We start from the raw sequence: 25,965 nt of genomic DNA on the forward strand, positions 1-25,965 counted from the left end.
TCGCGGGTGAATAGTTACGCCGACGTTACCAGGTTGATTGTGACCGTTTTGAGCAGGGACAAACTCTCGATGTCTATGCTGAGAAAGTGATTGAAGATAGTGGAATGGCGGTATTTTCTGCCCGGCTTGAGCTTGATGGAGTACAAATTGCTTCATGCCAACTCAATGTTTACGTGCCATCTGAACAAAAATTAGAAGAAATGAAAAATAGGAACTCCCAATGAGCCGACAAGTTTTAGTCACTGGTGCCAGTAAAGGTATTGGTAAAGCCATTGCTATACAACTCGCTAATGATGGTTTTACCGTCGCCGTGCATTACATGGGCGATAAACAAGGCGCTCAAGCAACGTTATCAACCATCGAAGCCAATGGCGGCAAGGGTCGATTGATTCAGTTTGATATCAGCAATCGTGCACAATGTCGTGAGCAAATTGAGGCGGATATTACAGAGCATGGTGCGTACTACGGCGTGGTCAACAACGCGGGAATTACTAGAGATACCGCTTTTCCGGCAATGACGGAACAAGAATGGGACGGGGTTATTCACACTAACCTAGACAGTTTTTATAACGTACTTCACCCTTGTGTAATGCCAATGGTTCAAAAACGCAAAGGCGGCAGAATCGTCACTCTTGCATCGGTATCAGGAATCATGGGTAACCGCGGGCAAACGAACTACAGCGCTGCAAAAGCTGGCGTCATTGGCGCGACAAAATCGCTTGCTCTAGAACTGGCAAAGCGCAAAATCACTGTGAACTGCGTAGCACCTGGTTTGATTGACACTGGAATGGTGGACCAACACGTGAAAGAGCACGCGATGCCACAAATTCCACTCCGAAGAATGGGTGAGCCTGAAGAAGTGGCTGGTCTGGTAGGCTATCTGATGTCTGATATTGCCTCTTATGTCACCCGCCAAGTTATCTCTGTTAACGGAGGCCTAGTATGAGTCGCCGTGTTGTTGTGACAGGAATGTCTGGCGTTACCGCTTTTGGCAACGACTGGGCGGCGGTCGAGCCGAAGCTTCGCGCCTGTGAAAACGCCACTCAATATATGCCGAGTTACGAGCAATATGACGGGTTGAATACTAAATTAGCCGCACCAATTGATCAGTTCGAACTGCCAAAGCATTATAAACGTAAGCAAGTGCGCGGTATGGGGCGTGTTTCTAAGCTCGCTACTGTTGCTACTGAAAATGCATTACTGCAATCAGGGCTTATAGGCAACGACGTTCTAACCAACGGGCAAACTGGTATTGCTTACGGTTCTTCTACTGGAAGTACCGATGCCATTGGTGCATTTGGTGTGATGCTCAATGAAAAGAGTACTAAGGCCATCACCGCAACTACTTATGTTCAGATGATGCCCCACACTACCGCGGTTAATGTTGGCCTCTTCTTCGGCCTTAAAGGTCGCGTCATTCCTACCAGTAGTGCTTGTACATCAGGAAGTCAGGCGATTGGCTATGCTTTTGAAGCTGTCAAACATGGCTATCAAACGGTGATGGTTGCAGGCGGTGGCGAAGAGCTCTGCCCAACGGAATCGGCCGTCTTCGATACGCTATTTGCCACCAGTTTAAAAAACAATGATCCAAAGTCCACGCCGAGTCCTTACGACTCAAGCAGAGACGGCTTAGTTATTGGCGAAGGTGCTGGCACATTGATCCTTGAAGATTACGAACACGCCGTTGCTAGGGGTGCGACTATTTACGCCGAGATCATCGGTTTTGCCAGTAACTGCGATGCTGCACATGTAACACAGCCTCAAATGGAGACCATGCAAATCTGTATGGAGATGGCGTTACGAGATGCCGGTATCACCGCCGATAAGATCGGCTACGTTTCTGCCCATGGAACCGCTACAGAGCGTGGTGATATCGCAGAAAGTAACGCAACAGCCAATGTCTTTGGCAACATTCCTATCAGTTCTCTTAAGAGCTATTTTGGTCATACCTTAGGGGCTTGTGGTGCTATTGAAGCCTGGCTTAGTTTAGAGATGATGAACTCTGGCTGGTTTAGCCCAACGTTAAACCTGAACAGCCTTGATAAAGAATGTGGTGCATTAGATTACATCACCGGCGAAGGACGCAATATCGACGCTGAATACATCATGAGCAATAACTTTGCTTTTGGTGGTATCAATACATCGATTATTTTTAAGAAATATAAGTAGACGTTCTACGCGTCATACATACAGTTAGTCGCTATTAACCTCCGCTCAGTTCATTGAGTGGAGGTTTGTTGTTTTTAGTCCTCATACACTCTCTTGTTTCCCATAACCATTAGTCCCACCTGACATCACTATTCTGTCACAAATAGACATACTGATATTTATCGTTGTGATATCAGCTATCGCTCCCACTGCATTGTTGGTCCTTAGCTCGCTATCTACAATGCGCCTCAGACACTAAAAGCCCACAAATAATGAGGCCATTATGAAAAAATCCATTCTAGCTGTTTCCGTATTATCTATCGTTTCTGCACATGCATTTGCAGATTACGAGTCAGTAGAGACATACCAAGGTAAACCAGCAACTTCACACACTGTCGAAGCCAACAATGCGCTCGCCAAAACACTTCCATGGAAAGATACCACCGCATTTGATCGTTCTAAGCGAGGTCTAATAGCAGAGTTTGGTGACCATCGTGCAGGAGAGCTAAAAAACCGCATGGCTCACTTAGATAATGATGAAATTCCAGTCTCGGTTAACCCTTCGATTTGGCGACAAGCACAGATGAACTTTACGTCAGGCGGTCTGTATCAAGTCACTGAAGGTGTGTATCAGATTCGTGGTGCAGACCTTTCAAACATGACTATCTATAAAGCAAAAACAGGCTACATTATTCACGACCCTATGGTAACGGCTGAAACCGCGCTAGCAGGTTGGGAGTTTGCGAAAAAGCATCTTCCGAAAATCAACGGCGAGCATAACATTGTAGGTATGATTTACTCGCATACGCACGTTGACCACTTCGGCGGCTCGCGTGGTATCTACGAGTCAGGTGACTTTGTAGAAGGTGCTCCTATTATCGCACCGGTAGATTTCATCCGTGAAATGGCGGACGAAAATGTATTAGCGGGCAACGCCATGGGACGTCGTTCTGCTTATCAATACGGTTCAGAGTTGGGTAACGATGTCACTGGTATTGTTGATAATGCACTGGGCATGGGCTTATCAAAAGGTAATGTTACGCTTGTAGCGCCAACTCAGTACATTGAAGAAAGAGAAGAGACCGTTGATATTGGTGGGCTAGAGTTCCACTTTATCAATATGCCAGGAGCAGAAGCACCCGCAGAGATTGTTCATTACATCCCAGAATACCGCACGCTGCATACTGCAGAACTGACCTACGACGGCCAACACAATATCTATACCTTCCGCGGTGCTAAAGTCCGTGACTCGTTAATCTGGACTAAGTACCTGACAGAGCTGAAAATGCGATTTGTAGACTCTGGATTAGTCGACAGTATTCACGCGGCTCACTCTGCTCCGGTGTGGAATGATAAAGGGAACGAAATTTCCGACTACATTACCCTTCAGCGCGATAACTATGGATTTGTCCATAACCAGTCGCTGCGCCTTGCTAACCACGGTGTCACCATTAATGATGTTGGGCGTGAAATCGACAAGATCATACCGAAAACGCAGCAAAACAACTGGGCTTCAAGAGGTTACCACGGTTCCTACTCGCATAATGCACGTGCTGTTGTGAACATGTATTTGGGTTATTACGACATGAATCCAGTTAACACCAATCCACTGACTACAGTTGATAAGTCATGTACCTATGTTAACGCTGCTGGTATCGATACCTTCATGAAAGTCGGCCAAGAACATTTTGCGGCGGGCGAGTATCAACAAGCCTCTCAACTGCTCAATGATGTTGTCATGTGTAATCCCGATAACAAACAAGCACGCGAGTTGTTAGCTGACAGCTTTGAGCAGCAAGGCTATCAGTCAGAAACCATGGCGTGGCGTAATAGCTACTTACAAGCTGCGGTTGAGCTTCGTACCAACCAAATCGGTGAAGGAACTAAAGTAGCATCGGCGGATGTTATCGCCAACACACCAACTTCGAGTTTCCTAGATTTCATCGCCGTGCGCCTCAATGCTCCTAAAGCAGAAGCACTAGGTTTAGAATTCAATATGAATGTGGTTCATCCTGACGTTCAAGAAACCTATTACGTTGAAGTGTCTAACGCCAATATGGCAAGCCTTGAAGTCGATGAAATAGTGAAAGATACCGATACCACCCTACGCATCAACAAAACCGATTTGACCAAGGTGGTGTTAGGTCAAACTACGCTTGATGAGTTGATTAAGTCCAACGAAGCTCAAGTTGAAGGTGATGCGAAGACGCTAAAAGATTTGGCTAGTTCGCTAGATAGCTTTAAGCAAGGTTTTGAGATAATGCCATTGGCCAAATAAACCTTTTAAAATAACACCTTAAAAATAAACGGTAGTATGTGACCAGCGTACACGACAATAGCAGCCAAACATACTGCCGTTTTTTAAATTAGCTATCTTACTTTCACAACGCTCTTTGCTCTTCCTTCTTTTAGGTAATATCAATCTCTTCATAAACCCTCGATTAATGAGGTAATCAATCCTCTCCTCTCATGCCAGCCAATTGTTGAATTACCATCATACCCTAGACAATTACGTCTTCTGTTCCTTATTATCGCCAACAACTCAGATATGAAAATTGCAGACCTAAAGCTGTTCATTAAAGTCGTGGAGTTAGGTAGTTTTACTGCCGCCGCCAATGCACTTGATCTTCCCAGAGCCAACGTCAGCAGACGAATCAATGACCTAGAGAAATCTGTGGGGTCTCAGTTATTCCACCGAACGACGCGTAATCTGTCATTGACGAATAGTGGCAGCACGTACTTTGACGAAATAACTCAAGCCATAGAGTTATTCGATCGAGCACAACAATCTCTTTCTAGTTCTAGAGATATGCTTACAGGAAAAATAAAGCTAGGCGTACTCCCTGAAACCTATGATCTGCTGCAGCCTATTTTGTTCGAATTTCATGACAAATACCCAGAAATTCAACTCGATATTCGTAGTATCAGTAATGGCTTTAACGAGATTTTCCAACAAGGATTAGATATAGCCATTCATGGTGGGCCCATCTTTGACTCAGATATTGTCGCCCGAAAAGTGATTCAATATCGCCGTGCGTTAGTCGCCTCTCCAAGCTATATCGAAGAATACGGTCCTCTAGATTCCTTAGAAGACCTCCACAACCATAAGTGCATTTGTTTTCGTTGGCCTAATGGTGACATCGATAGTCACTGGCACTTTGATTCAGGAACGGCCTCTGTTAAAGCGAGTTTGATAGCAAACAGTGTAGGTTTTATTAAAGGAGCAGCAATAAGGGGCAGAGGCATTAGCTTTCTGCCAACCATGATGATTAAAAGAGAGTTGAAGCAAGGCTCACTAGTGTCGTTGCTGACACAGGAAACGGCAATCAGCGAAGATGGTTGGCTGCTTTACCCTCAACCTAAAACACTGAATAAAGCTAGCAAAGTTCTCATTGAGCACCTTTCGTTAGAAATACCTCGCCTAAATCGATTGTCATAATTTTCGTGACAGTAAGTCTCGCCAGAGACGGATTATTTGAACACTGTTCGATATTAAGATAGCTCCACTATAACGGAGCTATCTACTATGAATAAACTAAACACACTAACACTTTGTATCGCGGCTTCAGTTGCGCTATCAGGGTGCAACCAAGCCAAGGTTTTAGAACAACCGGCACCAAAGCAAACCACATTGCAAGTGATTAAACTTGATAGCCTAGAGGACAACACCACCAAGCACTTTAGTGGTGTTGTACGTGCTCATGAAACAGCAAATTTAGCCTTTAGGATTCCCGGCACAATAAACCAAGTCCACGTAAAAGCGGGAGACACAGTAAACAAAGGCGATGTAATTGCCCAGCTGGATCCTCATGATTATCAAGTTGTACTTGAAGAGCTGGAAGCAAAAATGCTTGAAGCACAGTCTGCGCATAAACTCGCTAAAGCTGAACTCAATCGAGTTAAGCAGGCAACTCAAGACAACGCTATCGCCAGCGTGAACTTAGACCGTGCTACCAGCGGTTACGAGCGCAGCCTTTCAGCGGTGAAAGTTGTAGATAAGAACATTCAACGTGCTAAAGATACACTGCGCTATACGCAATTAATCGCGCCTTTTGATGGCGTGATTGCCACCGTTGATTTTGAAGCTCACGAACAAGTGCTTCCTGGTATAGCCGTTGCAACTATGCAAGATAGCTCCACACTAGATGTAGAGATCGATGTTCCTGAGAACATGATCGAACAGTTTAATATCAATGAGGTTGGAACCGTTTCTTGGTACCAATCGGAAACTCCGATTAATGCTCATGTTTCCGAAATTGCCCCACTACCGCATTTGATAAAACAGACCTATACCGTGACTTACACACTGGATAATGAAGATAAACACCTGTTCCCAGGTAAGTCCGTAACCGTCTCTTCAAAGACCAGCACACCTATGGATTCATTTTGTATTCCCTACTCTGCTTTAGTTGGAGAAAAAGAGGAAATGCACATCAACATTGTTCGCGATAACCAAGTCATTGCTACTCCTGTTGAGCTTCGATCATTGGATGCTTACCAAGCATGTATTTCTGGGAATGTTCGAGGTGATGACTATGTAGTTGTTAGCGGTTCTTTCTATCTAAAAGATGGCGATATCGCTGACAAACTAGTACTAAGAGATTTGTAGGAAAATAGACAATGATTAAACTCGCCGAATTCGCCATTCGTCAAAGAACATTCCTGTTGTTTTTTACGGTACTAAGCATAATTGCGGGCATCTACTCTTACTTTGATCTTGGTAAGCTAGAAGATCCAAGCTTTACCGTAAAAACTGCGGTCGTTGTAACCTTGTACCCTGGTGCATCCGCTGAACAAGTCGAAAAACAAGTCACCGACACAGTAGAAACCAAATTGCAAGAGATGGGAGAGTTGAATCGACTACGCTCCTTATCTCGTCCTGGTATGTCTATGGTTTTTGTGGATTTAAAGGAAAGCCTTAATTCTAAAGCTTTACCTCAGCAATGGGACATATTGCGCAGAAAAGTACAAGACGTAAAGTTGCAACTTCCTACGACAGCGCAAATCAGCTTAGTCCAAGATGAGTTCTCAGAAGTCTACGGTATGTTATTTGCCATTCACAGCAAAGATGCAAAGCCCGAAGAACTGAGAGGCTACTCTGAAGAGCTTCAACGACGAATAAAGGCGGTTGATGGTATTAAGAAGATTGAGCTTCATGGTGTAAAACCTCGTGTGGTTTATATCGATCTTCCTGATGAGCGATTAGCGCAGTATGGACTGTCTGTTGCCCAAGTCTGGAGTCAATTGAACAGCACAAATACCACATTTGAGGCAGGCAAATTTGATGCGGGTTCAGAGCGTATTCGTATTCACCAAGGTAGTGAATTTCAGTCTCTGGCAGACATTCGAAATTTAGTCATTAAAGGCGGCATTAGTGAACTTGGAAGCGGACTGATTCGCTTAGGTGATATAGCTGATGTTTCCATGGGATATCAAACTCCGGCACTCACTGAGAACCGCTTTAACGGCGAACCTTCAGTGACGTTAGCTGTCAGTCCGGTACCAGGTATTAATGTCGTATCACTCGGCGACACCATCCAGGACATCATCGACGAATATCAGGCGAGTCTTCCTCTTGGCGTTGATATCTCCACAATCGCGTTTCAGCCTAACGAAGTACAGAAATCTATTGATAATTTCGTAGGCAACCTAATGGAAAGTGTTGGTATTGTCTTTATCGTCCTGTTGATTTTCATGGGCTTCAAGAGTGCAACAATTGTTGGTAGTAGTCTTATTCTAACAATCTTGCTCACGCTGATTTACATGAACATCTACGACATCGATTTACATCGTGTTTCACTAGGCACGTTTATCTTGGCATTGGGTATGTTGGTGGACAATGCGATTGTTATCACTGATATGATGATTGCCAAACTCAATAAGGGAGTTGAAAGAACTGAGGCTGCGCTGGAATCCGTTTTGGAAACTGGTATCCCACTGTTGGGAGCGACGGTCATCGCAATCATGGGAGCGAGTCCAGTACTATTTTCTAAGACAGACGCTGCAGAATTTGCAGGCTCTGTATTCTATATTATTGCATCATCATTGCTGCTTTCTTGGTTAGTAGCGATGACGTTTACTACTCTGATGTGCTGGCTGTTTATCAAACCAAGCTCAGAGACCAGCGATGAAAAACTTACTCGTTACAAGAAGTGTGTCAGTTGGACCGTAGATAACCCTAAAAAGGCACTGGCGGCATTGATACCTTTGATTGTTGTTACGGTAGTAGCGATCCCTTCCGTTGCTATTAACTTTATTCCTCAATCAGACAGACCAATCGTGTTTTTCGATTACTGGCTACCGAATGGCGCCAAAGTAGAACAAACCTCTGTCGACATGCAGAAGATGGAACAATGGCTTCTCGCGCAACCTGAAGTTGATAGTATTGCTACAGCCATTGGTAGCAGTGTGCCTCGATTCTCTGTAACAGTAGAGCCTGAGCCATTTGATCCGGCATATGGTCAAATCTTGATTAATACCAAAGATTACCACTCTATCTCTACGCTAGTAGCTAGAGGTGATGCATGGATAAGGGAAGAATTTCCAAATGCTGAGCCAAGATTCCGTGCATTGAAACTGGCTACGGCCGACAAGTACGCGGTTGAAGCACGTTTCTCAGGTCCTGACGAAGCGGTATTGCACCATCTCTCAGATCAAGCTAAAGCAATCATGGCTCAGCATCCAGAAGCAAAATACATAAGAGACGACTGGCGCCAACAAAGTAAAGTGCTAACTCCAATCATTAACCAAGATAAGGCTCGTCGAGCTGGTATCAATCGTACCGACATTGCTTTTGCAATGAAACGGGCCTCTGATGGAATGCCTCTAGGTCAAATGAACTTGAACGATGAGCTAATTGCAATTCAGCTTCGTGGTTCTGAGCAAACCATGGCTTCATTAGAAACATTGCCAGTGAAATCGATCCTCGGTTTACACAGTGTTCCTTTGGGGCAAGTGGTAGACGGATTTGAACTTAAGTCGGAAGAAAGCATGATATGGCGTCGTGATCGCGTTAAAACCATTACCGCTCAAGCTGGTGTAGAACGAACGAGTACTCCCGCAAGAGTAAGAAATGCTATTAAAGATCAAATTGAAGCTATCGAACTTCCACCAGGCTACTCAATGGAATGGGGGGGAGAATACTACGATGAGCACAAAGCGGTTTCAGATATCTTAAAGCAGCTACCAAAAGCTCTGATCATCATGGTAATCATACTTGTAGCAATGTTTAATGCCTTCAAGCAACCGGTGATTATTCTTTCAACCATCCCGCTAGCAGCTACAGGAGCAACATTTGCTCTACTTGCTTTCGACAAACCATTTGGGTTCATGGCACTCATCGGAGCAATCACCCTTATGGGCATGATCATCAAGAACGGTATTGTTCTGATGGATCAAATAGAACTAGAAAGAAAAAATGGGATGGATCTTTCTGATGCGATTAAGTCGGCAACAATCAACCGTACTATGGCTATTTCAATGGGAGCTTTAACCACAGCACTTGGGATGATTCCTTTGCTTAGCGATCTTCTGTTTGATCAGATGGCCGCTACCATCATTGGGGGTCTTGCTGCTGCAACAGTGTTGTCATTATTTGTTATGCCGGCTCTTTATCGATTGGCTTATAAAGAGAAACCTGCAACAGATAAATTATCAACACAAGAAGTACTTACCACCTCACAACAAAAGGCATAAAGCATGAAGACGCATCACTCACGTAAATGCCTGCTAAAGGCGTTAAAACTTGCTCCCTTGGCTCTAGCAATAACATTGGCTGGTTGCGCCGTTGGTCCAGATTACACTGAACCGACGACGACACTGTCGAATGCATACTTACATAGTAGCGGCACACAACTAGCTGAAAACGATTATTGGTGGACCAGCTTCAACGACTCTTCACTTAATCAAATGGTGCAAGACGTACAACGTCAAAACATTCCGCTAAAGATGGCTGCGGAGCGGATAAAAATGGCGAACAGTTATCAATCAGTAGTGAGCTCATTCAAGGTGCCTACAGTTAACATTGGCGCAGGTTATTTCAACTACCAACTGAGTAAAAATGACTCATTGTTGGGACCAGCGTTGAATCCTATTGGAGATTCATTACCTACTGGTACACCTCTAGATTCTGCAACGCTATTGGATAATCAACATGATGGCGTATTCGCAGGGGCAAGCATTGCTTGGGAAATGGATTTGTTTGGTCGTCTCGATAGGCAGTCTAACGCTGCCAAGATTCGTGTAGAACAAGCAGAAATCTACCGCAGCGGGCTCAACACTTTGATAACGGCAGACTTGGTGCACAACTATCTACAATATCGTGGTGCTCAAGAAAGAATGACATTAGTTCAGGCTAATCTTGTCGACCAAGCTAAGACGTTAGAACTGGTTAAAAAGCTGGTGAAAAGTGGTTACGGTTCTGAGCTCGACTTAGCACAAGCTCAAGCCATGCTTGCAGCAACTGAATCCGTTATTCCGCAATTGGAAATCGCTCAACAGGTTCATAAACAACGAATAGCTACTCTGTTAGGAGAGCCACTCACTAAGGTAGATATCCGTCTTGCCAGTAGTGCAAACCTGCCAAATCTGGAGGGAGTAATTCCTGTTGGATTACCATCTGATTTGCTAACACGTCGTCCGGATATTCGCATTGCAGAACGTAAAATGGCAGCGATAAATGAAGAGGTGGCAGCTAGTATAGCCAACCGTTATCCTAAGTTCTTCTTGACCGGGACACCGGGTGTCTCAGCAAGTAGCTTTGACGACCTATTTGACTCCGATTCAGTGGGATGGGCAGCCGCAGTTGGCGTAAATTGGAACGTGTTTGATGGAGGTAGAGGTGAAGCGCTAGTCGAGCTAAACGAAGCACGATTTGATGCCGCCGCGCTTGGCTACGAGCACGCCGTTAATTCAGCGATTACCGAAGTTGACTCAATGCTGTTTGCTTATGGTCGAAGCCAGCAAAATGAACAGCGGATTCAAAAGGCCTTAACGGCTTCAGAAAATGCACTGGGTAAAGCCCAATCGCTCTATAACGCGGGTCTGATTAATCATCTTGCATTACTTGATGCGCAACGTCAGCAACGCATAATGGAAGATCGATTATTGGCGGCAAGGTTACAAACAGCTCAAGTCACCGTCGGTGTCTTCAAGTCGCTGGGAGGAGATTGGCAACTTCCCGAGACAGATTCATAACAAGCTAACACAAACAACAAGAACGCTATAGCGGTACCTATAGCGTTCTTTTGTTTGAGTAACCTGTAAGTCGGCTAACCTCCTAACGGCCTATCACTTCAATATGTTTGAAGTTGTTCCATTCTTGCAACGAACCATCGACATCATTGTTTCCTTCGCATTTAAAGCGAATATATTTTCCTTCTACCACAGCTAACGAATATTCGGCCATCTCCTCAGTAGTACCGCTCGTTGTGATCTTTCTAGCGTGAACAAAGTTCACCCCATCTGTGCTGGTTTCAATCTCCATAAAGTACTGACGTTCATTACCCTTGGCTTGGGCAAACCTAACACTATGAATCTCCGATAAAGCCGCAAGTTCTATGGTGTAAAACACTCTGAACCCTTTTGCAGACCATTTAGTCGAGAAATTACCATCAATTGCATGCTCAACTTTATCAATACCATTTGGGTTAGTGGCACTGGCGCTCGCATTGCGAATAGCAAGTACGCTGTCTCCGCCAGTGTCGCAGCTATGAAAGATGGGCAGTGCTTTCTGTTCAAAGTCCTGAAGTGTTGGAAATAGGCATTCAATACCACTCTTCCTCACTCCTATCCACTTTAGTAGGGATGCATGAAACAAATCCACACTCAAACTTGGTATTACTCGCCCTCTAGTTAACAAATCGTCACTATTTGAGGCTAAGTTAGGCCACTCTCCGAGCACTCTTCCACCAATGACATCTCCACCAATAACCATCTGACAGTTTCCCCAACCATGGTCAGTGCCAGAACCATTAGGCTCAAGAGTTCGCCCAAATTCAGAGAAGGTGAATGTGGTCACAGACTCTATTAAGTTATGCTGTTCAAGGCATTGGTAAAAAATAGATACTTGAGAGGCTAGCAAACGAAGTAAAGCACCTTGTTCTGCTTCTTGTGCACTATGTGTGTCGAAGCCTCCCAAGGTAACAGAGAAGAATTGAGCAGGCTGCTGAAACTCATCACGAGCACGTAACAATAAGAAAACTACCCTCAGTTGCTTGCCAATTGAAGTATCTAAGTCAAAACCATAATCGTCATCATCTTCAAAAATAGCCCTGAACTCGACAAACTTGTCTTCGGCATCAACACACAGCTCTGAGTAATACTCTTTATAGAGCGAACCTTCCGTTAACGAACTCTCTCTAAATGCCTCATAAAGCGATCTACCTTGGCTCTTTAATACCATATCGTCTGGCATGGACGTACCAATTCGATTTGCCGACTTGGGAATACTGTTGGTCCATACTGTCTGAGAGCCGACTTCAAATAAAGGAGGCAGTTCCTCAAGCCCAAATGCGTTTTCGAGCAAATTAGCGGACAATCCTCCCCACCCCTGGTTGGTAATCTGTTCAGAAGTATGAGTTTGTGTAACTGCACTTTGGTGATTATGAGAGAATAGATGTATTGGCTTTAGTTCATCGACCTCCTGCTCCTTACCTCGTTCCATCATTAATGGCCCCACATTGAGGACTGGCAATGCCATTTTCCTCTCAAATAGCCATTCCAACTCCTTAAGCTCTGGTGAAAGCCCTAGCTTAAGCGAATTATCATCTAAACCAAGTTCGATGATATCATCGCGCTTAATCGCTAAATGAGAACGAAGCTTTGCATACTCAGGGTACTGCTTAGTATCTTTGGGAACAAAACAATTAAAACCGTCATTTCCTCCAGCGAGATTGATCCCAACAAGCGCCTTATAGGGCATATTATCATTGCATTCTTGACCAAAGGCGTGTGCTATTGGTGAGCTTAGATTTAACGCAGTAACCCCTACTCCCGACAAACCACCTTTAAGAAATACGCGTCTCGACATTTTCATTGTGATTTACCCCTGAGTAATAAAGTCTGGCGACATGATTATTTGAATAAGTAACGCTCTGAGATAGTTAGTGTTATGCCGAGGTGCATCGACCAAGAAGTCTCGAATAATAACTTCCATTTCACTACTCATATTGGAAGCAAATAGATGGATATTTAGTTCTTCAATTAATAGGTCAATACTATTTTCGTTTTGCTCTTCTAAATAGAACCTAATTATCCGATCCCGTTTCATATACGTTGTTACATTAGCGTCAGTTTCTATTTGGACCGCCAGGTCGGATATTTGCCTAAAGTAATGGTATATATCATCCCAGTTATACAATTTAAATTCTGCTGCCGAATAGCCAACGAACCGGTCATCATTTGGAGCTTCCTCCGGTTGATAATAATAAAAAACACTAGGGCCGTGTAGGATGGTTCGTCGATTCTTCCAAGAATATTTGTCAGGTAGCATTGTAACTCCGGGCATTAAAGTAATATTAAGTGCTCTCATTGCGTGAGATAAAACAATTAGCGGATCCCTTACTAAACCATCCTCCTTTTTATCACGGCTATACTCTGCCTCACTGTCTGTTAATATTGCCTTAATTAAAACGAGCATATCCAGTCCACTGTTCTGAAACTGCCTTGAAACTCGAGCAATATACTCAGGCGATGGATTTGAGGACACCATCTTTTGGATAAAGAACTTAGAAATGAAAGGGGCGATGTTTGGATGGGAACATAACGTACTGACAAATTGATCTAAATCTTGTTCTGCATTCTGCCCCGCTGCAAACTCCACACCCAAGATTGTTTTTGATTCGCTATTGTGAGCACCTTCTTTCTCACACATTGGCTTTAGCCAATCACCGTTATCAAGCCCCCAGCCTGTCATAACTTTTGCACCATTCTCTATATCATCTTGGCTATAAGAAGGGACAGGTCTGTCATCTGAGTCCGTCACTACAGAACCATCCATGTTAAGCATCGCAGGACCTATAGAAAACAATTGCATTATCTCTCTGGCAAAATTTTCGTCGGGTGATACACCGTCTCGATGGTCATTATCTAAATAGGTTAAGTACTGCCCCATCACGGGAGAAGTTGCCGCTGTTTTCAACAGTTCACCAAATGTTGAAAAACACGCCTCTGAAAGATTGTCGTAGTACTTTGCAAACGCAATTCGTCGATGATATTGATTTAGGTTCGGCGCATTTTTACTCACGACAAACAGCTGTGTGAGGATGTAACTGATACGATATCGCAAAATGTCATTACGCTTTAAGAGTCTATCTGTATAGGCAATATTAAAATGAACATCTGTCCATTTTTTCTTATGATGCCGACTTTGCATTTCCTCTTGCCAACGTTTCAAAGAAGCGTGGTCCATTTTAGATTGGTCTTCTATCCAATTTTCGATACTACCAGCTTCAAATACCTTATTTACATCACTGCTTTTGAAGCCCATTGAGGCTTGCAAAAGAAGTTGATGTACTCTTTTATTAGTAATGGTTTGCATATGACTTCCTTAGTGAACTAAACATCACGTGGAAATATACTTATTAGCCAAAGAATTATGATTATTACGAGTCAAATAATGAAGCAAGGTTAAATTAACCAATCAACTAACAAGAAAATAAAGCAGCCAGATTGACAAGAACCTACACGAGTATTTAATTTGACATAGCCACCTTCCTTAAATGACACGTCAGGTTTTGGACAAATATTTTTTAGGACTTAACTAAATTAATCTTCTAAATTAAGCGGGTACCATTAATTCAAGGTTATTTTTGTAACAAAAAGCCCGCAAAGTACACTGTACCTCACGAGCTTTATGACTATCGGGTTAACCTATTTGGTTTTGCTCTTTTAATCTCTTTAATTGGTTAATAGCACTGAACTTTGCACGCGTCTGCACATACTTAGATAAAGCTCTCTCCTGGATATGTGCCACCCTGATCGCACCGAGTACATTTACCTCCAATGGCGCATCGATCGAAAAAACCATCGTTGGAATATCTGATACAAGGTTGTGATAGCCTTTGTTAGCTAAGATATCACACTCGTAACTCTTACTTATCAGGTTACAAGATATACAGATATTTACATATTTAAGTTTTCCTATGATGAAGAAGTTAGAGTCGTCACTACCTCGCTGAACTTCAGTGAACCCAAACTCCTGCAAAGAAGCGGTAATCGTTTCGGTATGCCGTTCAACGAAGAAACTCATAACCTTTCCCTTTGCTTAGTGCAAAATCGATACCTAATTTGATACCACGCTATATCCTGGCGAGCAGTGGCTTGCTCTACAGCCTTCTTCCAGTAAATAGAAGCTTCATTATACTGACGCTGTCTCTCCAACTTTGAAGCGGTCTCTGCGTATTTCTCAATATCAGTCAAAATTAAACCCTCAGCTAAATATAGATTGGGGTACCTTTGTCAAAGCAGTAGCCTTGATACCCCCAAAAGAATCGATTTAAGCCAACTAACATTTTGAATATCGACGTAGACTCAACATGTTCCATGATTATTTTTTCAGGCCTTACCTGTGCGAAGGTCTCTAGCATATCCACTTCTCTTGCTGAGCTAGGAGATTGGATTTTTATGAACTCGTATAAGTTCATGTCCAATTCATTAGCACGAAAGTCCGAATGGTAAATATCGTAGTCATCAGCTGCCGTCACTACGCCATTCTGTTTTAGTAGAGTAAGCCCCTCTATGATTCGTACACAGCTACCGCATACATTTCGTTCAGTCATTTCCACTACAAGCCCAATTTGTTTTTCTAATAGATAGCTATTTAACTCAATAAGTCTCGCTAACAAGGTAATATCGCAGAGATTACTTCGCTCAATGTTGAGAAAGATATACTTCCCAGACCAATCACATTCAAACCTACCATTCTCAACGGCGACTTTTATCCTTTCGAGTAAATAATTGGCTGATGATGAAAATGTTAAGTCACTATGAACATTGGGACCAAGCAAGGTTTCTCGACTTCTTATTTGATCAATTAGAACCTCATATCCTATACATTGCCCACTTGCACTATATATTCCTTGCATTTTGTATTGGTAATTTGCGCTACTTTGCTTGATCCCCTTAATAAACCTGTCAATTTGCACACACATAAATGGCATTCTCCCCTTCTACGAGTGCGTAACCTACGCCTCGTATACTTATTATCCTTATATTTTTATCTGCCAGATTCCTTCTTGTGCAGTACACCAACTGGAGCAAACTACTTTCGCTTATTGGTTCTCCGTCCCAAACAAAATCAACAATCTCATTTTTCGATAGAACCACACCTTGAGGTGTTTGGTTTAAGCAGCAAAGCATTCTTAAACATGTCTCACTCCATACTCGATTGCTTTTTCGGTCTATTACTTTGTTCTTTCTCTTCTCTAGTTGAAGATCAAACCGGCACTCAATATTCTTAATTCGAATACAGTTAAAACATTCAAGACTTTTAAGACATTCCATTAGTTACTCCCCCGTAAGCGAAAATGCTAACAAACAGACCAACTGACATGACGTTTAATGATTATTATTATTTAGAGCACAAATTCTATTTTAGGGTGGAAGTAAAGTGCGAACCAATAACCAATGTAGATCACATAAAACAATCACACTAATAATAGTAGAATCAATAGTAACCTAAATTTCAATGGTTATAAGATGTAGAGTAATGAAGTGTCGGAATAAGTAACGTTTCGTAGGAATAACCCATCAAATATCCGTACGCAATCCCAATTAATTATATGTGGTAATTCTATTAATGAGAAAAAACAAATATTATCAATTGGCTAACATCGACGAAAATTAGGCGTTATATAAAACAACACCTCTTATAAACCGCATGTCATGAGATATAAATAGTGTACGCTCTTCATCACAATGGGGTTACTCTTGGTATCAGATATCTACGTACAATAAATTATCTGATCAACATGACTTATTCTTGGTGAATAGAGCTTGAAAAATGAAATTACATTAACGAGCCAACACCTGTACTCGTTTACTTTTTGTTGGATATACTATTGGTAACTCTGGAAGTGAATATGTTTTTTACACATACGAAAAAGCCCGCTTCAGAGAAGCGGGCTTTCGAAAATTTGGTGGGTCCGGGCGAACTCGAATCGCCGACCCCTACCATGTCAAGGAGCTCCGCTAATAGACCTAACCAACTGTTATTATTGAATTAACCCTAAAATACAACTAACTATCAGAGCTCATTCTCGGACATTTTCACTCATATAAATCAATCACTTAGAAATGAGTTTTGGAACCATATTTAGCTTATGTTTAGTTGTGCTGCTGGTACCGTAGTCCATATTACATGCCCCTCTTTGTATACCTCAGTACTGCGTGCATCGGTGTGTGCTGCTCGCGCCTGAGGGTCGTACCCTGCTTTATCATACAGATGGATACTAAGGCCACGGATCTCGTGAAATGTAGGTCTAGCCCGAGCAGGTAGCACCGCTTTTATCCCGACAGAGTCACGGAGCTCAGTAAATTTCGTGCTTAAGTATTTTTTGTTCACTTGAGTATGGTGATCGCAGTGACGTCTGCTTTCGTTAGAGCAACGAGCTGGTAGGCGATGCACGATATATGGGGATGCAATGTTATCTCGACTATCCTCAATAATTTTTAACAGTGACGCCGTCACAGGAATACGAACACGACTAGCTTCGTGCTTCTGTACCTTTTGGCGATGTATTTTCAAGTAGCCAAAAATCTCCAACCCGTTTTCACTAAGGGGAGTAACCAACCGCTCGAAATCTTTGTATTTTAGGTTACACACCTCGTTTACAGAGTGTGTTGTCTCGAGAGCTAAGCTCATCGCTGTTTTCATCCATGTGGGTGCAGCTAACCAAATCTTTTTATATTCGGTTAAACTGAGACGCTGTCGCTGTTTAGGTGGTAGAGGTTTTCGCTTTTTGCGCTTAGCTGGATTATCTAGCATAACGCTTTCGTCGACCGCATAGTCAAATACCTTCGACATAAACGCGATCCAGCGGTTATACACTTCATTTGACTGGTTTCTGGCACATTCATCGAGTACCTGATTAACGATCTCAAGTGAGATTGATGAGCCGGTATGATTGCCTAGCAGTTCATTCAAGCGATTCAAACGCATCATGAATAGCTCATATGTAGACTCTGCAGGTTTTTCATCTTCCAAGTAACGCTTCGCCACTCTCTCAAAAAACGTGCTTAGCTTCTCGCTACCTCGAGCAGTTTTGGTATGGGATGACTTAGAAAAAAATGATTCTTCATGAGCTAAAGGTTCTTCAACTCGATAAGTAGCATTGTATCTTCTTGCAAGAGAAATCGCCCTTGCCTTATCGTGGCCAAGTGACTTCCAACTATCATCGATTCGCCGGAAGACGTATCCTTTTTTACCTTTAAAATAGAGACCTTCCGGAAGGTCTCTATATTTTTTACTTCTTGGTCGTGGCACGGTCACCTCTATCAATGTGATAACAGATCATCAAGCATGGCATCACCACTTGATGACTTTTCTTTTTCCATATCAACGTAATATGTGCGGCCGATTCGCTTACCTGGCAACGTACCTAAATCGATTTCTCTACGACAAGTACGTGGATCTGGTGCTTGTCCATCGGGGAAGCGCACTTTTAACCATTCACTAAGTTTAACTAACATTTGAATCTCTCGATCAAAATATGAAAAGGATCAAATCTAGGGAGGCACAGGCATTTCAAAAAACCTATGGACCTGTGGAACGCCTTTACCCAGACACTTATCTATCAGAGAGTTACAAAACTTTTGCTTATTATTTCGCCCATAAGTTGCCGCTTAATGTGCGAGTAAACCCATGGAAAACCATGGGTTTGGTTGGAGCCGAGAGCATAGTTTTGCCGTCTCATGGTCAACAATGATGATTCAACACCCTAACCGTCGCATCCAAATGCAGCGAGCTAACCCCCATCTTCGCGGCAAGGCGCTTACGGTTGCTTGGGTCTAAATGAATCGCGCTGGCTAGCGTTTCATACTTGTTTTGATGCTGCTGCATATCGTACTTTTTGTCCTCGATATAAGGCATGTCAAGCCCTGCTTCTTCGTAGACCTCTGTGATCATCTTTGCAATGTAATTGAGTTGTTCAGCCATGTTTCTTTACCTCTTGCTTCAGTTGTTTAAATTCGGCTTCGTTACAAATAAGAAAGCCGCCAAAGTTACTTTCTCGATGCAGTACACCTTTGGCAATAATTCGCCCTTCCAGTACTTCACAAGCATGTTCCACTGCGCTTTCGAAGCTAGGAAAACTGCCAAGATGCATGTTGATTATTTCTTGAGTTTTATTGCTGACAGAGACAGCACCGTTTTCATTTAAGTACGCGGCAATGTAGTTCATGACACCATCGACAACGCTTGCTCGTTACCGCCTCCTAGCCATGTACACGTGACCAAAACAAAGCCATTCTCTACGTGCTCTGTTGTCACTGTTCGAACTAACAACTCCAACCAATAGCCACTGACTGACTTAGCTTTAACTCGGTCGCCCTTTTTGTAGTTTTGGTTAGCTTTCACGATTAAGTGCCGCCGCTCGTCGTTCATGAACTCGCAAACGGTTTTGTCTGAAACGGGAATGAGATAATGACTCATGCTGACTCCCCCTGACGAAAACCCCATTGCTCAATCAACCCCTCTACAAAATCACTGCCATAGATTTCATGGGACTCAACTGCACCGCAAATTTGAATCAACGTAAGCACTCCATCACGCAGTAAATTGCATGATTCCCCGCGGGTGTATGACATCAAGTTGTACATGTCAGCTCCACAGATATTTGAGTTGTAAAGATTGACAATCAAGCTCGCTGCATGGCGCTTGTTTTGGGCTATACGTGCAACATAAGCGAGCTCCTTACGGCGTTCCTGAGGGATTGATTTATATTCCCCAGGGCGTGGTTCTAGGTTTACTTTTATCTGGTCGGTAGATACAAACTACATATAAATCTCCTTACTGATTAGTCTCTTTCTCACGTAAATCCTCAGGGATTGTCGGGAACAAACCGAACTCACGGAGGTTCTCGACGCCTAAGGCCACAAAATTTGCTACTCGTTTGCCGTTAATGCTTTTCTCTGCCCCGTCTCGAAGCACTACTCCAGCTTCTTTGAGTTGTTTTTTTAACACTCGGTCAGACTTCACTGGCAAGCTATCAAACTTAGCTTTGAGAGCTGGGCTTTGGCTGATGTGTTGCATGATGTGGCTGGTTCTCACTAGTAAGCACAGCTCACCGTCAAACCAGTCGAATGCATATGGATGGCGGAAGTGACCTGCGTCCATCTCGCCGAGGATTAGCTCGATAATCCAAACCCAAGGCTCACGCTCTGCACTGGTATCGCTGATGTGTAGGTTCATCTCGGTCACAAGATCATTAATAAAGCGACCATAGTTAGTGGCAACACCTGTAAACTCGCAAAGCAACTTCCATGCAAGCAATACACAGGCGTAGTTATCACGCATACGATTAGCACCGTTATCATCGGTTTTTGCCATGCTATGTTTGCTCAGAAATTCGATACATTCGCGGTACGCTCGTTTTACCTGCGGTCGTGTGTAACCAGTTAGATACTGGATCCAATTTTTGACGGGGAAGCGAGGAAGGTCATCAGGAATGAGATCCCCTTTACGATTGGTCAAGTCAGACCGCACCAACTTACCCAGTAGTGATTGCACCGGCACATCCTCACCAGCCAGCAAAACGGGTGCGATGCTCAAGAACTCGGTCATATCGGTACCGCGGCGAGTGACCGTGTATTGGTAGCTCTCTTGTAGCTGTGCAACGGCTTTGTCGATAATGCCCTGACCTTGAGCACTCAGTTCTTCCCATCCGACTGGGTGAGAGGTGTGTGAAATAGAGGTCAGCAAGCGGAATTCTGTTTTAAGGCTTTGGCCCGAGAACATCGTAAAGGCAATAGTACGCTCAAGCGTCTTGATCAACGTTGACTTACCTGAGCCCTTACCCGACTGCAATGTGTAGTGTGGCCACAACCCTAAGAACGTTTTTAAGTGTGCGCCCAACGCCCAGACTAACAACGTAAGCGCTGCGTTGTTTTTAAATGTCTTATGGTATGCCTCAACCACTCGACGACCTTGGTCTGGCGTCCCAGAGGGGAACTGTAAGTTGTGATAAGGGCATTGTTGTTGCGGATCGGTAAAATAACAATCTGGCCCTTCGTTTAAAATCGCTTTGCCGTCATGCCATGCCAAGCCGACGAAATTCACGGCATTACGAGCGCCGATGTGAGTTGCGCGCTCGAGGATAGAAATCATGCGAGTAAACTTACCAGGGTTGAAAATACCGCCACCTACACGCTTCCAAACATCGATGTTGTAAAGCTGCTCACGCTTTAGGACAAAGCGAGTTAGCTCATACGGCGAGTCCGGTGTTTGAATCGTCGCTGAGTAAATTTTACTTGGCTGTAAATCTGGTTCGCCCGTCATTGCCGCCGTAGCCGATGAAATCGTCACTTTAGATAACCCAGCAATGCGGAAACTGGCGACATCGGTAAATGTTTTTTGCTCCTCCCCTTCAATGGTTTGGATTTTAATGAAACTGGTAAAGTCCTGCTTGGTACGGAACAACCAATAGATACTTTGATCATGTTCTGGTAAAGGCAAACGCCTAAACTTGCCTGGCTTGAACTCTCCTTCTTGACCATAGACAAGCCAAGGTTCGTGGTGCAGCAACGCGTACTTAGTTAACTTTGCGCCATGTTTTTTCAAAAAGTCATTGAGGTCGTTGAGCTCATCCCACTTGCCTCCCGACATATCAACAAAGAAACATGGGATGTTTAAGCCGGTACATGCTTCGTGTACCAACCAAGCGGCTTCTGGCCCTGGGCGATGGCCTTTACGTGGGCCTTTTTCAATTGGTTGATCATTATCGAAACAACACACCACTTTCTTCCCTGCCAGTAGGCGCCAATCAATCTCTTCCACGGCCAAGCCCCGAGTAGCAATAGCGGTAGTCGTTCCCTTCCCGGTGCCCTCTGGGTCAAAAGCTGTAATGGCTGAAATGGCATTGATGGGAGACTCAACAATGATGACGGTCGTCGCACGCTTAAAAGCGATAGGATCAGGTATGTACGGAAAGCCACGTTTCTCTCCTTGTGCTTTGGTCTTTAGGTCCCCATTGAGCGCTGGGTCAAAGTAACGATAGTCAATGCCCTTCACTTCTTTGGTGTAAACACAGCGAGCAGGGAAAGCAATGGCTGGGCCACCGTAACTTATCTCACCAGGGTTCTTCTTTGGGTTCGTCCAATCGCTAAAGCCGAATGCTTGTTTCTTTTGCAACATGTCGACAACTGGCGCCGGTATACCGCGCTCATCAATCAGGTAACCTCTGGCATCGTTCGCCACCGAAAGCTGCTTCTCAGCAACCCACTCAATTTGGCTTTTTTGCTGTTGTGGTTGGTCTGGTGTATCTGTCGGAATGTTGTATTCCTGATGCAGCCACGCCATTGCTTCGCTCGTATCGCCAGCTTGGCCACAATAGATAACGAGGTCGATACAGCTGCCTTTATCACCAGAGGTGTGGTCTTTCCACATCTCAATCCCAGCCTCTTTCGCATCGAAAATGCTCACGCTAGGGTGTTTATCATCGCGGCTAGGTGCACGGTAATTTCCGCTTGGATCGGGACGTTCCATACCCAGCCGTTCTGCGAGGTCGTGCAGGTCGATGGTTCTTTTTAGTTTATCTGCAGACGCCATACAGCGAGCCTCCAATGTCTCTTAAATCCACCCCAATCGTTGTGGGGCCAACATAACGTTCTAGTTGTTGTTTAAACTGCTTAAATTCTGTAGAGCTCAGTAACTCACTGAGTGCTGGGTTAGCCTGTTTAATGTGTGCCCATACGTAAGGCTTTTTGTTTTGAGCAAGCCTAGTAAGGCAAATATCCGGTACTCGGTCATGACATAAGCATGGTGTCGAGTACCAAATAGGCTGTCGCCAACTCTTATAAGTCGCAGGCATAAATCCGCCTTAGCGAACTGGCCGCGATCCACATCTGTTCAGACAAGCTACAACTGTGTGTTAAGCCATATTTTTCGATATAACTCTGAGCCAACCCTTCGCCTTCCAGCGGCTTTAACGTGACGACCCCTTGCTCCTGCCATTTATCAAACTCGCCTTTCTCTTGCTCATTTAAAGCAGTGAGATTAATAAACCCCTGCTGGCGCACCATCTGTTGCTCGATGCGGAATAAACAAGCGCGCTGCTCGGCCGATAGCTCATAGGTGTAAATAGGACTACTCATGCCACTGCCCCCACGTAGTGAGCTGCGATATGGCGAGTAGGACGCAGTTGATGCATTCGCCACACTGAATGCTCGTTCAAGATAACGAGGAAATCAGCCACATAAGGCTTAGGGACACCATTGCTAACCTGCCATAATTTAATGTCCGTCGGTTGTAGTCGTAGCCGCCCCGCTACGTATTCAATCACTACCTTCTCACTCGCCTTACCACCAAAAACATGAATGTTGATATTTCGCAGCGCAGCGTTCACTGCGGATTGGCGCAATGCCTTTTGAGCCTCACAGATAATATTTGCCATAACCTTTCCCCTACTGAGTGCTGCCGTAATACACGGCAACTTGACGATCCTTGCTCACCAATACTTCACCCTCTCCGATGAGCGTAACTAACACGTTGGCACCGCGTTCGATGCAGCTTTCCACTATCGATGCCTCGTTGTGCGAGCCTTCAATACTAATAAGCTCGCCACGACGAATTTTGTGTGCACTTTTGTGCCCTAAAAGTGGTCTCGTTATCGAAAACATGTGCTTGCCTCCTGTAACGCCTGCTTCACTGACTCACGGTTTGGTTTGGTATACACCGATGTGGTCGACAATTTAGAGTGATTTAGCACGGCTTGGACAAAACGCAGCGCCATCGCAGGGTTAGTCGTGCGGTCGAGGTAGCGAATCGCCCATGTATGGCGTAACCAGTGCGGTGACCCAATGGGTACCTCAGCAACCACACACCACTTTTCAAAACGGTCTTGAAAGCTGCGGCGACTCATTTGTTGGCGATTGCGGCTAAGAAATAACGGGCGCTCCAATCGCGGAACATCCCAATCAATATCTTTCGACATGTCATCGTGCAGCCTCAGCAGCTGTTTCAAGGCATGAGCAGCCGATTTGGTCAACGCCACTGGGTGCTTCTTCTGACCTTTGGTGTTGGAAGGGTCATACATCAAATAACCCTCAATTAAGCTGTTTTGTGCATCACCCACCGTTAAACCAATCATTGGTAAATCGTTGGTCGTTGCTTTTTTGACGTCTGGACCTGCCAATACACCTAGGCGTACCGCGGTTTCGCGCATGAGCAACATCCAGTAGTAATCACGCTTCGCGTAAACACCACCCATTTGTTTCACGGTTTTAAACAGTTGCTTTTCTTCTTGCTCGGTAAAGTAACGATCGATTGTGTGTGTCATGGCCTACCTTCCTTTTTGGCTTCGCCTTAAATTAATTCGCAACCAATGAGCGAACACGGTTAAGAAACGTCAGTGCCGCTTGAAAAGATTCAACAAGCTCTTTTTCTATTCGGATCAACTCTTCAGGCTCAATTCGGTTGTCAGCAATGGCTTCACCAAAGGCGCGATTGACATCACCTAGTTCGGCGTGCCAGTTGCTATAGCACTTGAGCAGCTCGTCATCGGTAATCACTGCGTAATCGGCAAGGAAGTAAATGGAATGGTTAAACTCTGCGGCAATCGCGCGCAGTATCTGCACATCCTCAGTAATGTGCATAAGGTCGATAACATCAGCTAAGCCAAGCTTATGGCTACGCTGTTTGGGATTAATTTCGTTGGCCAGTACGCCAGGGCGTTTACCTAACAGTTGTTCAAGTTCGGCGGTATTGTGAAAACCGCGCATAGTACTTAAACAGGCCTGACGCACTTGTTCAGGCAATGGTGAAGTGTGTTGCATGTGAGACATGTAACCTCCTGATAAAATTTTACGTTTCGTTTTTCAGAAGGTCTGCGCTACAATCTATCGCAAGGATGAAATGGTGTTGGAGCCGTGAGCATAGAGGTTGCCGCCTCGCTCTAAGTCCCTACAGTAGACTGTGTATTGCAGACCTTCTGGCCCTTACTGGATTGCCGTCCTGTAAGGGTTTTTCTTTATGAGGCTTTCTTTTCTAATTTCTTATCCAAAAGGTCGAATAGTGGTTGTCGCATCTTCAACATGAAGCACAAGCGCTCAATCATGTCCGTATACAACTGCAATTCAAACTCGTTGTCTGCTGCCTTTCGCATGTTGACGTATTTGGCAATATCTTTGGCAAGCGTTGAAGTTTGATTGACAGAAAGCGAACTAATCTGAATTAACTTCTCTTCACTCTCAATGAAGTACTTGCGTGTCGCTCGACCAATTTCACTTCGTTCTAACATGCAGAGCTCTTTAGCCATATCAATGGAAATGGTGTACTCAGTAGCAGGTCGCCCACCGGAACTTTTCCCCACCGCTGAGGAAAAGTCTAAGTTCTCAGAGAACCCAAACTCCTCGATTTTACGATTAATCCATGTGGGGAAGTCGGCCCCGACTTCGATAGCTGAGTGCAATGCCCTTGCATCTACACAACGTTGCGTAGCCGTAGCATTTCCTAGTTGCGCTTCAAAAACTTCAATTTGAATTAGTGATTTTTTAGTGTTCATTTTGTTTCCTTTTTGATCTAAAAATCATTGAACCCCTAAGGGTTTCGGTTACTGGGGCATACATATGTATATCTAAAGGGTTACCCGTAGTACGGGCATC

General features: G+C 44.2%; 27 protein-coding genes and 1 pseudogene. 8 read left to right on the forward strand and 20 right to left on the reverse strand.

Annotation, left to right across the window (positions count from 1 at the left end; translation table 11 throughout):
- The 8 genes and pseudogenes from HW45_RS29945 to HW45_RS06595 all read left to right on the forward strand — a co-directional run.
- Positions 1-224 (forward strand): annotated as a pseudogene (locus HW45_RS29945) (ApeP family dehydratase); the annotation flags it as partial.
- Complete coding sequence (locus tag HW45_RS06565) at positions 221-946, forward strand: 3-ketoacyl-ACP reductase FabG2 (protein ID WP_038225688.1); 726 nt, start codon at positions 221-223, stop codon at positions 944-946. The pseudogene HW45_RS29945 and the gene HW45_RS06565, both read left to right, overlap by 4 nt.
- The gene (locus HW45_RS06570; protein ID WP_038225690.1) at positions 943-2,169 is read left to right on the forward strand and encodes a beta-ketoacyl-ACP synthase; all 1,227 of its coding nucleotides are present in this window, start codon (positions 943-945) and stop codon (positions 2,167-2,169) included. The genes HW45_RS06565 and HW45_RS06570 overlap by 4 nt, the downstream gene beginning before the upstream one ends.
- 262 nt (positions 2,170-2,431) lie before the next feature.
- On the forward strand, positions 2,432-4,426 hold the full coding sequence (locus tag HW45_RS06575) for an alkyl/aryl-sulfatase (protein ID WP_038225692.1): 1,995 nt from the start codon (positions 2,432-2,434) through the stop codon (positions 4,424-4,426).
- Positions 4,427-4,696: 270 nt separating this feature from the next.
- Positions 4,697-5,587 (forward strand): LysR family transcriptional regulator, encoded by an 891-nt coding sequence (locus HW45_RS06580; protein WP_038225694.1) that lies wholly within the window; start codon positions 4,697-4,699, stop codon positions 5,585-5,587.
- An 87-nt stretch (positions 5,588-5,674) separates the two neighbouring features.
- On the forward strand, positions 5,675-6,757 hold the full coding sequence (locus tag HW45_RS06585; RefSeq protein WP_038225695.1) for an efflux RND transporter periplasmic adaptor subunit: 1,083 nt from the start codon (positions 5,675-5,677) through the stop codon (positions 6,755-6,757).
- 11 nt (positions 6,758-6,768) lie between these two features.
- Complete coding sequence (locus HW45_RS06590; protein ID WP_038225696.1) at positions 6,769-9,843, forward strand: efflux RND transporter permease subunit; 3,075 nt, start codon at positions 6,769-6,771, stop codon at positions 9,841-9,843.
- Between the two features lie 3 nt (positions 9,844-9,846).
- Complete coding sequence (locus HW45_RS06595) at positions 9,847-11,343, forward strand: efflux transporter outer membrane subunit (protein ID WP_038225697.1); 1,497 nt, start codon at positions 9,847-9,849, stop codon at positions 11,341-11,343.
- 82 nt (positions 11,344-11,425) lie between these two features.
- Here HW45_RS06595 and HW45_RS06600 read toward each other — a convergent pair whose 3' ends face one another.
- The 20 genes from HW45_RS06600 to HW45_RS06690 all read right to left on the reverse strand — a co-directional run bounded on the left by HW45_RS06600 (position 11,426) and on the right by HW45_RS06690 (position 25,865).
- The gene (locus HW45_RS06600; RefSeq protein ID WP_051867839.1) at positions 11,426-13,183 is read right to left on the reverse strand and encodes a DUF1501 domain-containing protein; all 1,758 of its coding nucleotides are present in this window, start codon (positions 13,181-13,183) and stop codon (positions 11,426-11,428) included.
- 6 nt (positions 13,184-13,189) lie between these two features.
- Positions 13,190-14,686, reverse strand: a complete 1,497-nt coding sequence (locus tag HW45_RS06605; protein ID WP_038225698.1) for a DUF1800 family protein — start codon at positions 14,684-14,686, stop codon at positions 13,190-13,192.
- 327 nt (positions 14,687-15,013) lie between these two features.
- Complete coding sequence (locus HW45_RS06610) at positions 15,014-15,397, reverse strand: hypothetical protein (RefSeq protein WP_038225699.1); 384 nt, start codon at positions 15,395-15,397, stop codon at positions 15,014-15,016.
- Entirely contained in the window at positions 15,394-15,567 is a 174-nt protein-coding gene (locus HW45_RS30310) for an ANR family transcriptional regulator (RefSeq protein ID WP_160171206.1), read from the reverse strand. Before HW45_RS30310 ends, HW45_RS06610 begins: the two co-directional genes overlap by 4 nt.
- A gap of 14 nt (positions 15,568-15,581) precedes the next feature.
- Positions 15,582-15,926 (reverse strand): hypothetical protein, encoded by a 345-nt coding sequence (locus tag HW45_RS29545; RefSeq protein ID WP_160171207.1) that lies wholly within the window; start codon positions 15,924-15,926, stop codon positions 15,582-15,584.
- Positions 15,927-16,281: 355 nt separating this feature from the next.
- Positions 16,282-16,650, reverse strand: coding sequence for a winged helix-turn-helix domain-containing protein (locus HW45_RS30315; protein ID WP_038225702.1), 369 nt, complete (start codon positions 16,648-16,650; stop codon positions 16,282-16,284).
- Between the two features lie 811 nt (positions 16,651-17,461).
- Positions 17,462-18,631: a phage integrase central domain-containing protein gene (locus tag HW45_RS06625; RefSeq protein ID WP_038225704.1), complete on the reverse strand. Its 1,170-nt coding sequence runs from the start codon at positions 18,629-18,631 to the stop codon at positions 17,462-17,464.
- Between the two features lie 11 nt (positions 18,632-18,642).
- A complete protein-coding gene (locus HW45_RS06630; RefSeq protein WP_038225706.1) occupies positions 18,643-18,837 on the reverse strand; it encodes a hypothetical protein in 195 nt (64 codons plus the stop codon).
- Between the two features lie 226 nt (positions 18,838-19,063).
- The gene (locus HW45_RS06635; RefSeq protein ID WP_038225708.1) at positions 19,064-19,303 is read right to left on the reverse strand and encodes a hypothetical protein; all 240 of its coding nucleotides are present in this window, start codon (positions 19,301-19,303) and stop codon (positions 19,064-19,066) included.
- On the reverse strand, positions 19,296-19,547 hold the full coding sequence (locus HW45_RS06640; RefSeq protein ID WP_038225710.1) for a hypothetical protein: 252 nt from the start codon (positions 19,545-19,547) through the stop codon (positions 19,296-19,298). The genes HW45_RS06635 and HW45_RS06640 overlap by 8 nt, the downstream gene beginning before the upstream one ends.
- The gene (locus HW45_RS06645; RefSeq protein ID WP_038225711.1) at positions 19,544-19,798 is read right to left on the reverse strand and encodes a hypothetical protein; all 255 of its coding nucleotides are present in this window, start codon (positions 19,796-19,798) and stop codon (positions 19,544-19,546) included. The genes HW45_RS06640 and HW45_RS06645 overlap by 4 nt, the downstream gene beginning before the upstream one ends.
- Entirely contained in the window at positions 19,795-19,965 is a 171-nt protein-coding gene (locus HW45_RS29950) for a hypothetical protein (protein ID WP_235225370.1), read from the reverse strand. The genes HW45_RS06645 and HW45_RS29950 overlap by 4 nt, the downstream gene beginning before the upstream one ends.
- 190 nt (positions 19,966-20,155) lie before the next feature.
- On the reverse strand, positions 20,156-22,912 hold the full coding sequence (locus tag HW45_RS06655) for a toprim domain-containing protein (protein ID WP_038225712.1): 2,757 nt from the start codon (positions 22,910-22,912) through the stop codon (positions 20,156-20,158).
- Positions 22,896-23,174: a hypothetical protein gene (locus tag HW45_RS06660; protein WP_235225378.1), complete on the reverse strand. Its 279-nt coding sequence runs from the start codon at positions 23,172-23,174 to the stop codon at positions 22,896-22,898. The genes HW45_RS06655 and HW45_RS06660 overlap by 17 nt, the downstream gene beginning before the upstream one ends.
- Complete coding sequence (locus HW45_RS06665) at positions 23,158-23,457, reverse strand: hypothetical protein (protein WP_038225713.1); 300 nt, start codon at positions 23,455-23,457, stop codon at positions 23,158-23,160. The genes HW45_RS06660 and HW45_RS06665 overlap by 17 nt, the downstream gene beginning before the upstream one ends.
- Complete coding sequence (locus tag HW45_RS06670) at positions 23,454-23,756, reverse strand: hypothetical protein (RefSeq protein WP_038225714.1); 303 nt, start codon at positions 23,754-23,756, stop codon at positions 23,454-23,456. Before HW45_RS06670 ends, HW45_RS06665 begins: the two co-directional genes overlap by 4 nt.
- A gap of 10 nt (positions 23,757-23,766) precedes the next feature.
- Positions 23,767-23,982, reverse strand: coding sequence for a hypothetical protein (locus tag HW45_RS06675; RefSeq protein WP_038225715.1), 216 nt, complete (start codon positions 23,980-23,982; stop codon positions 23,767-23,769).
- Entirely contained in the window at positions 23,970-24,641 is a 672-nt protein-coding gene (locus HW45_RS06680) for a tyrosine-type recombinase/integrase (RefSeq protein ID WP_038225716.1), read from the reverse strand. The genes HW45_RS06675 and HW45_RS06680 overlap by 13 nt, the downstream gene beginning before the upstream one ends.
- A gap of 31 nt (positions 24,642-24,672) precedes the next feature.
- On the reverse strand, positions 24,673-25,146 hold the full coding sequence (locus HW45_RS06685; RefSeq protein ID WP_051867841.1) for a phage regulatory CII family protein: 474 nt from the start codon (positions 25,144-25,146) through the stop codon (positions 24,673-24,675).
- A 185-nt stretch (positions 25,147-25,331) separates the two neighbouring features.
- Complete coding sequence (locus HW45_RS06690; RefSeq protein WP_051867843.1) at positions 25,332-25,865, reverse strand: antA/AntB antirepressor family protein; 534 nt, start codon at positions 25,863-25,865, stop codon at positions 25,332-25,334.
- Between the last annotated feature and the right edge of the window lie 100 nt (positions 25,866-25,965).

It is taken from the genome of Vibrio sp. ER1A, assembly GCF_000733315.1.
In the GTDB taxonomy this organism is placed as follows: Bacteria; Pseudomonadota; Gammaproteobacteria; order Enterobacterales; family Vibrionaceae; genus Vibrio; species Vibrio mediterranei.

Bases quoted from the DNA above. Each gene is read 5' to 3' on its own strand.
- HW45_RS06565 (WP_038225688.1), top strand. From the start codon at position 221: ATGAGCCGACAAGTTTTAGTCACTGGTGCCAGTAAAGGTATTGGTAAA.
- HW45_RS06570 (WP_038225690.1), top strand. From the start codon at position 943: ATGAGTCGCCGTGTTGTTGTGACAGGAATGTCTGGCGTTACCGCTTTT.
- HW45_RS06575 (WP_038225692.1), top strand. From the start codon at position 2,432: ATGAAAAAATCCATTCTAGCTGTTTCCGTATTATCTATCGTTTCTGCA.
- HW45_RS06580 (WP_038225694.1), top strand. From the start codon at position 4,697: ATGAAAATTGCAGACCTAAAGCTGTTCATTAAAGTCGTGGAGTTAGGT.
- HW45_RS06585 (WP_038225695.1), top strand. From the start codon at position 5,675: ATGAATAAACTAAACACACTAACACTTTGTATCGCGGCTTCAGTTGCG.
- HW45_RS06590 (WP_038225696.1), top strand. From the start codon at position 6,769: ATGATTAAACTCGCCGAATTCGCCATTCGTCAAAGAACATTCCTGTTG.
- HW45_RS06595 (WP_038225697.1), top strand. From the start codon at position 9,847: ATGAAGACGCATCACTCACGTAAATGCCTGCTAAAGGCGTTAAAACTT.
- HW45_RS06600 (WP_051867839.1), bottom strand. From the start codon at position 13,183: ATGAAAATGTCGAGACGCGTATTTCTTAAAGGTGGTTTGTCGGGAGTA.
- HW45_RS06605 (WP_038225698.1), bottom strand. From the start codon at position 14,686: ATGCAAACCATTACTAATAAAAGAGTACATCAACTTCTTTTGCAAGCC.
- HW45_RS06610 (WP_038225699.1), bottom strand. From the start codon at position 15,397: ATGAGTTTCTTCGTTGAACGGCATACCGAAACGATTACCGCTTCTTTG.
- HW45_RS29545 (WP_160171207.1), bottom strand. From the start codon at position 15,926: ATGACTGAACGAAATGTATGCGGTAGCTGTGTACGAATCATAGAGGGG.
- HW45_RS30315 (WP_038225702.1), bottom strand. From the start codon at position 16,650: ATGGAATGTCTTAAAAGTCTTGAATGTTTTAACTGTATTCGAATTAAG.
- HW45_RS06630 (WP_038225706.1), bottom strand. From the start codon at position 18,837: ATGTTAGTTAAACTTAGTGAATGGTTAAAAGTGCGCTTCCCCGATGGA.
- HW45_RS06635 (WP_038225708.1), bottom strand. From the start codon at position 19,303: ATGGCTGAACAACTCAATTACATTGCAAAGATGATCACAGAGGTCTAC.
- HW45_RS06640 (WP_038225710.1), bottom strand. From the start codon at position 19,547: ATGAACTACATTGCCGCGTACTTAAATGAAAACGGTGCTGTCTCTGTC.
- HW45_RS06645 (WP_038225711.1), bottom strand. From the start codon at position 19,798: ATGAGTCATTATCTCATTCCCGTTTCAGACAAAACCGTTTGCGAGTTC.
- HW45_RS29950 (WP_235225370.1), bottom strand. From the start codon at position 19,965: ATGTACAACTTGATGTCATACACCCGCGGGGAATCATGCAATTTACTG.
- HW45_RS06655 (WP_038225712.1), bottom strand. From the start codon at position 22,912: ATGGCGTCTGCAGATAAACTAAAAAGAACCATCGACCTGCACGACCTC.
- HW45_RS06660 (WP_235225378.1), bottom strand. From the start codon at position 23,174: ATGCCTGCGACTTATAAGAGTTGGCGACAGCCTATTTGGTACTCGACA.
- HW45_RS06665 (WP_038225713.1), bottom strand. From the start codon at position 23,457: ATGAGTAGTCCTATTTACACCTATGAGCTATCGGCCGAGCAGCGCGCT.
- HW45_RS06670 (WP_038225714.1), bottom strand. From the start codon at position 23,756: ATGGCAAATATTATCTGTGAGGCTCAAAAGGCATTGCGCCAATCCGCA.
- HW45_RS06675 (WP_038225715.1), bottom strand. From the start codon at position 23,982: ATGTTTTCGATAACGAGACCACTTTTAGGGCACAAAAGTGCACACAAA.
- HW45_RS06680 (WP_038225716.1), bottom strand. From the start codon at position 24,641: ATGACACACACAATCGATCGTTACTTTACCGAGCAAGAAGAAAAGCAA.
- HW45_RS06685 (WP_051867841.1), bottom strand. From the start codon at position 25,146: ATGTCTCACATGCAACACACTTCACCATTGCCTGAACAAGTGCGTCAG.
- HW45_RS06690 (WP_051867843.1), bottom strand. From the start codon at position 25,865: ATGAACACTAAAAAATCACTAATTCAAATTGAAGTTTTTGAAGCGCAA.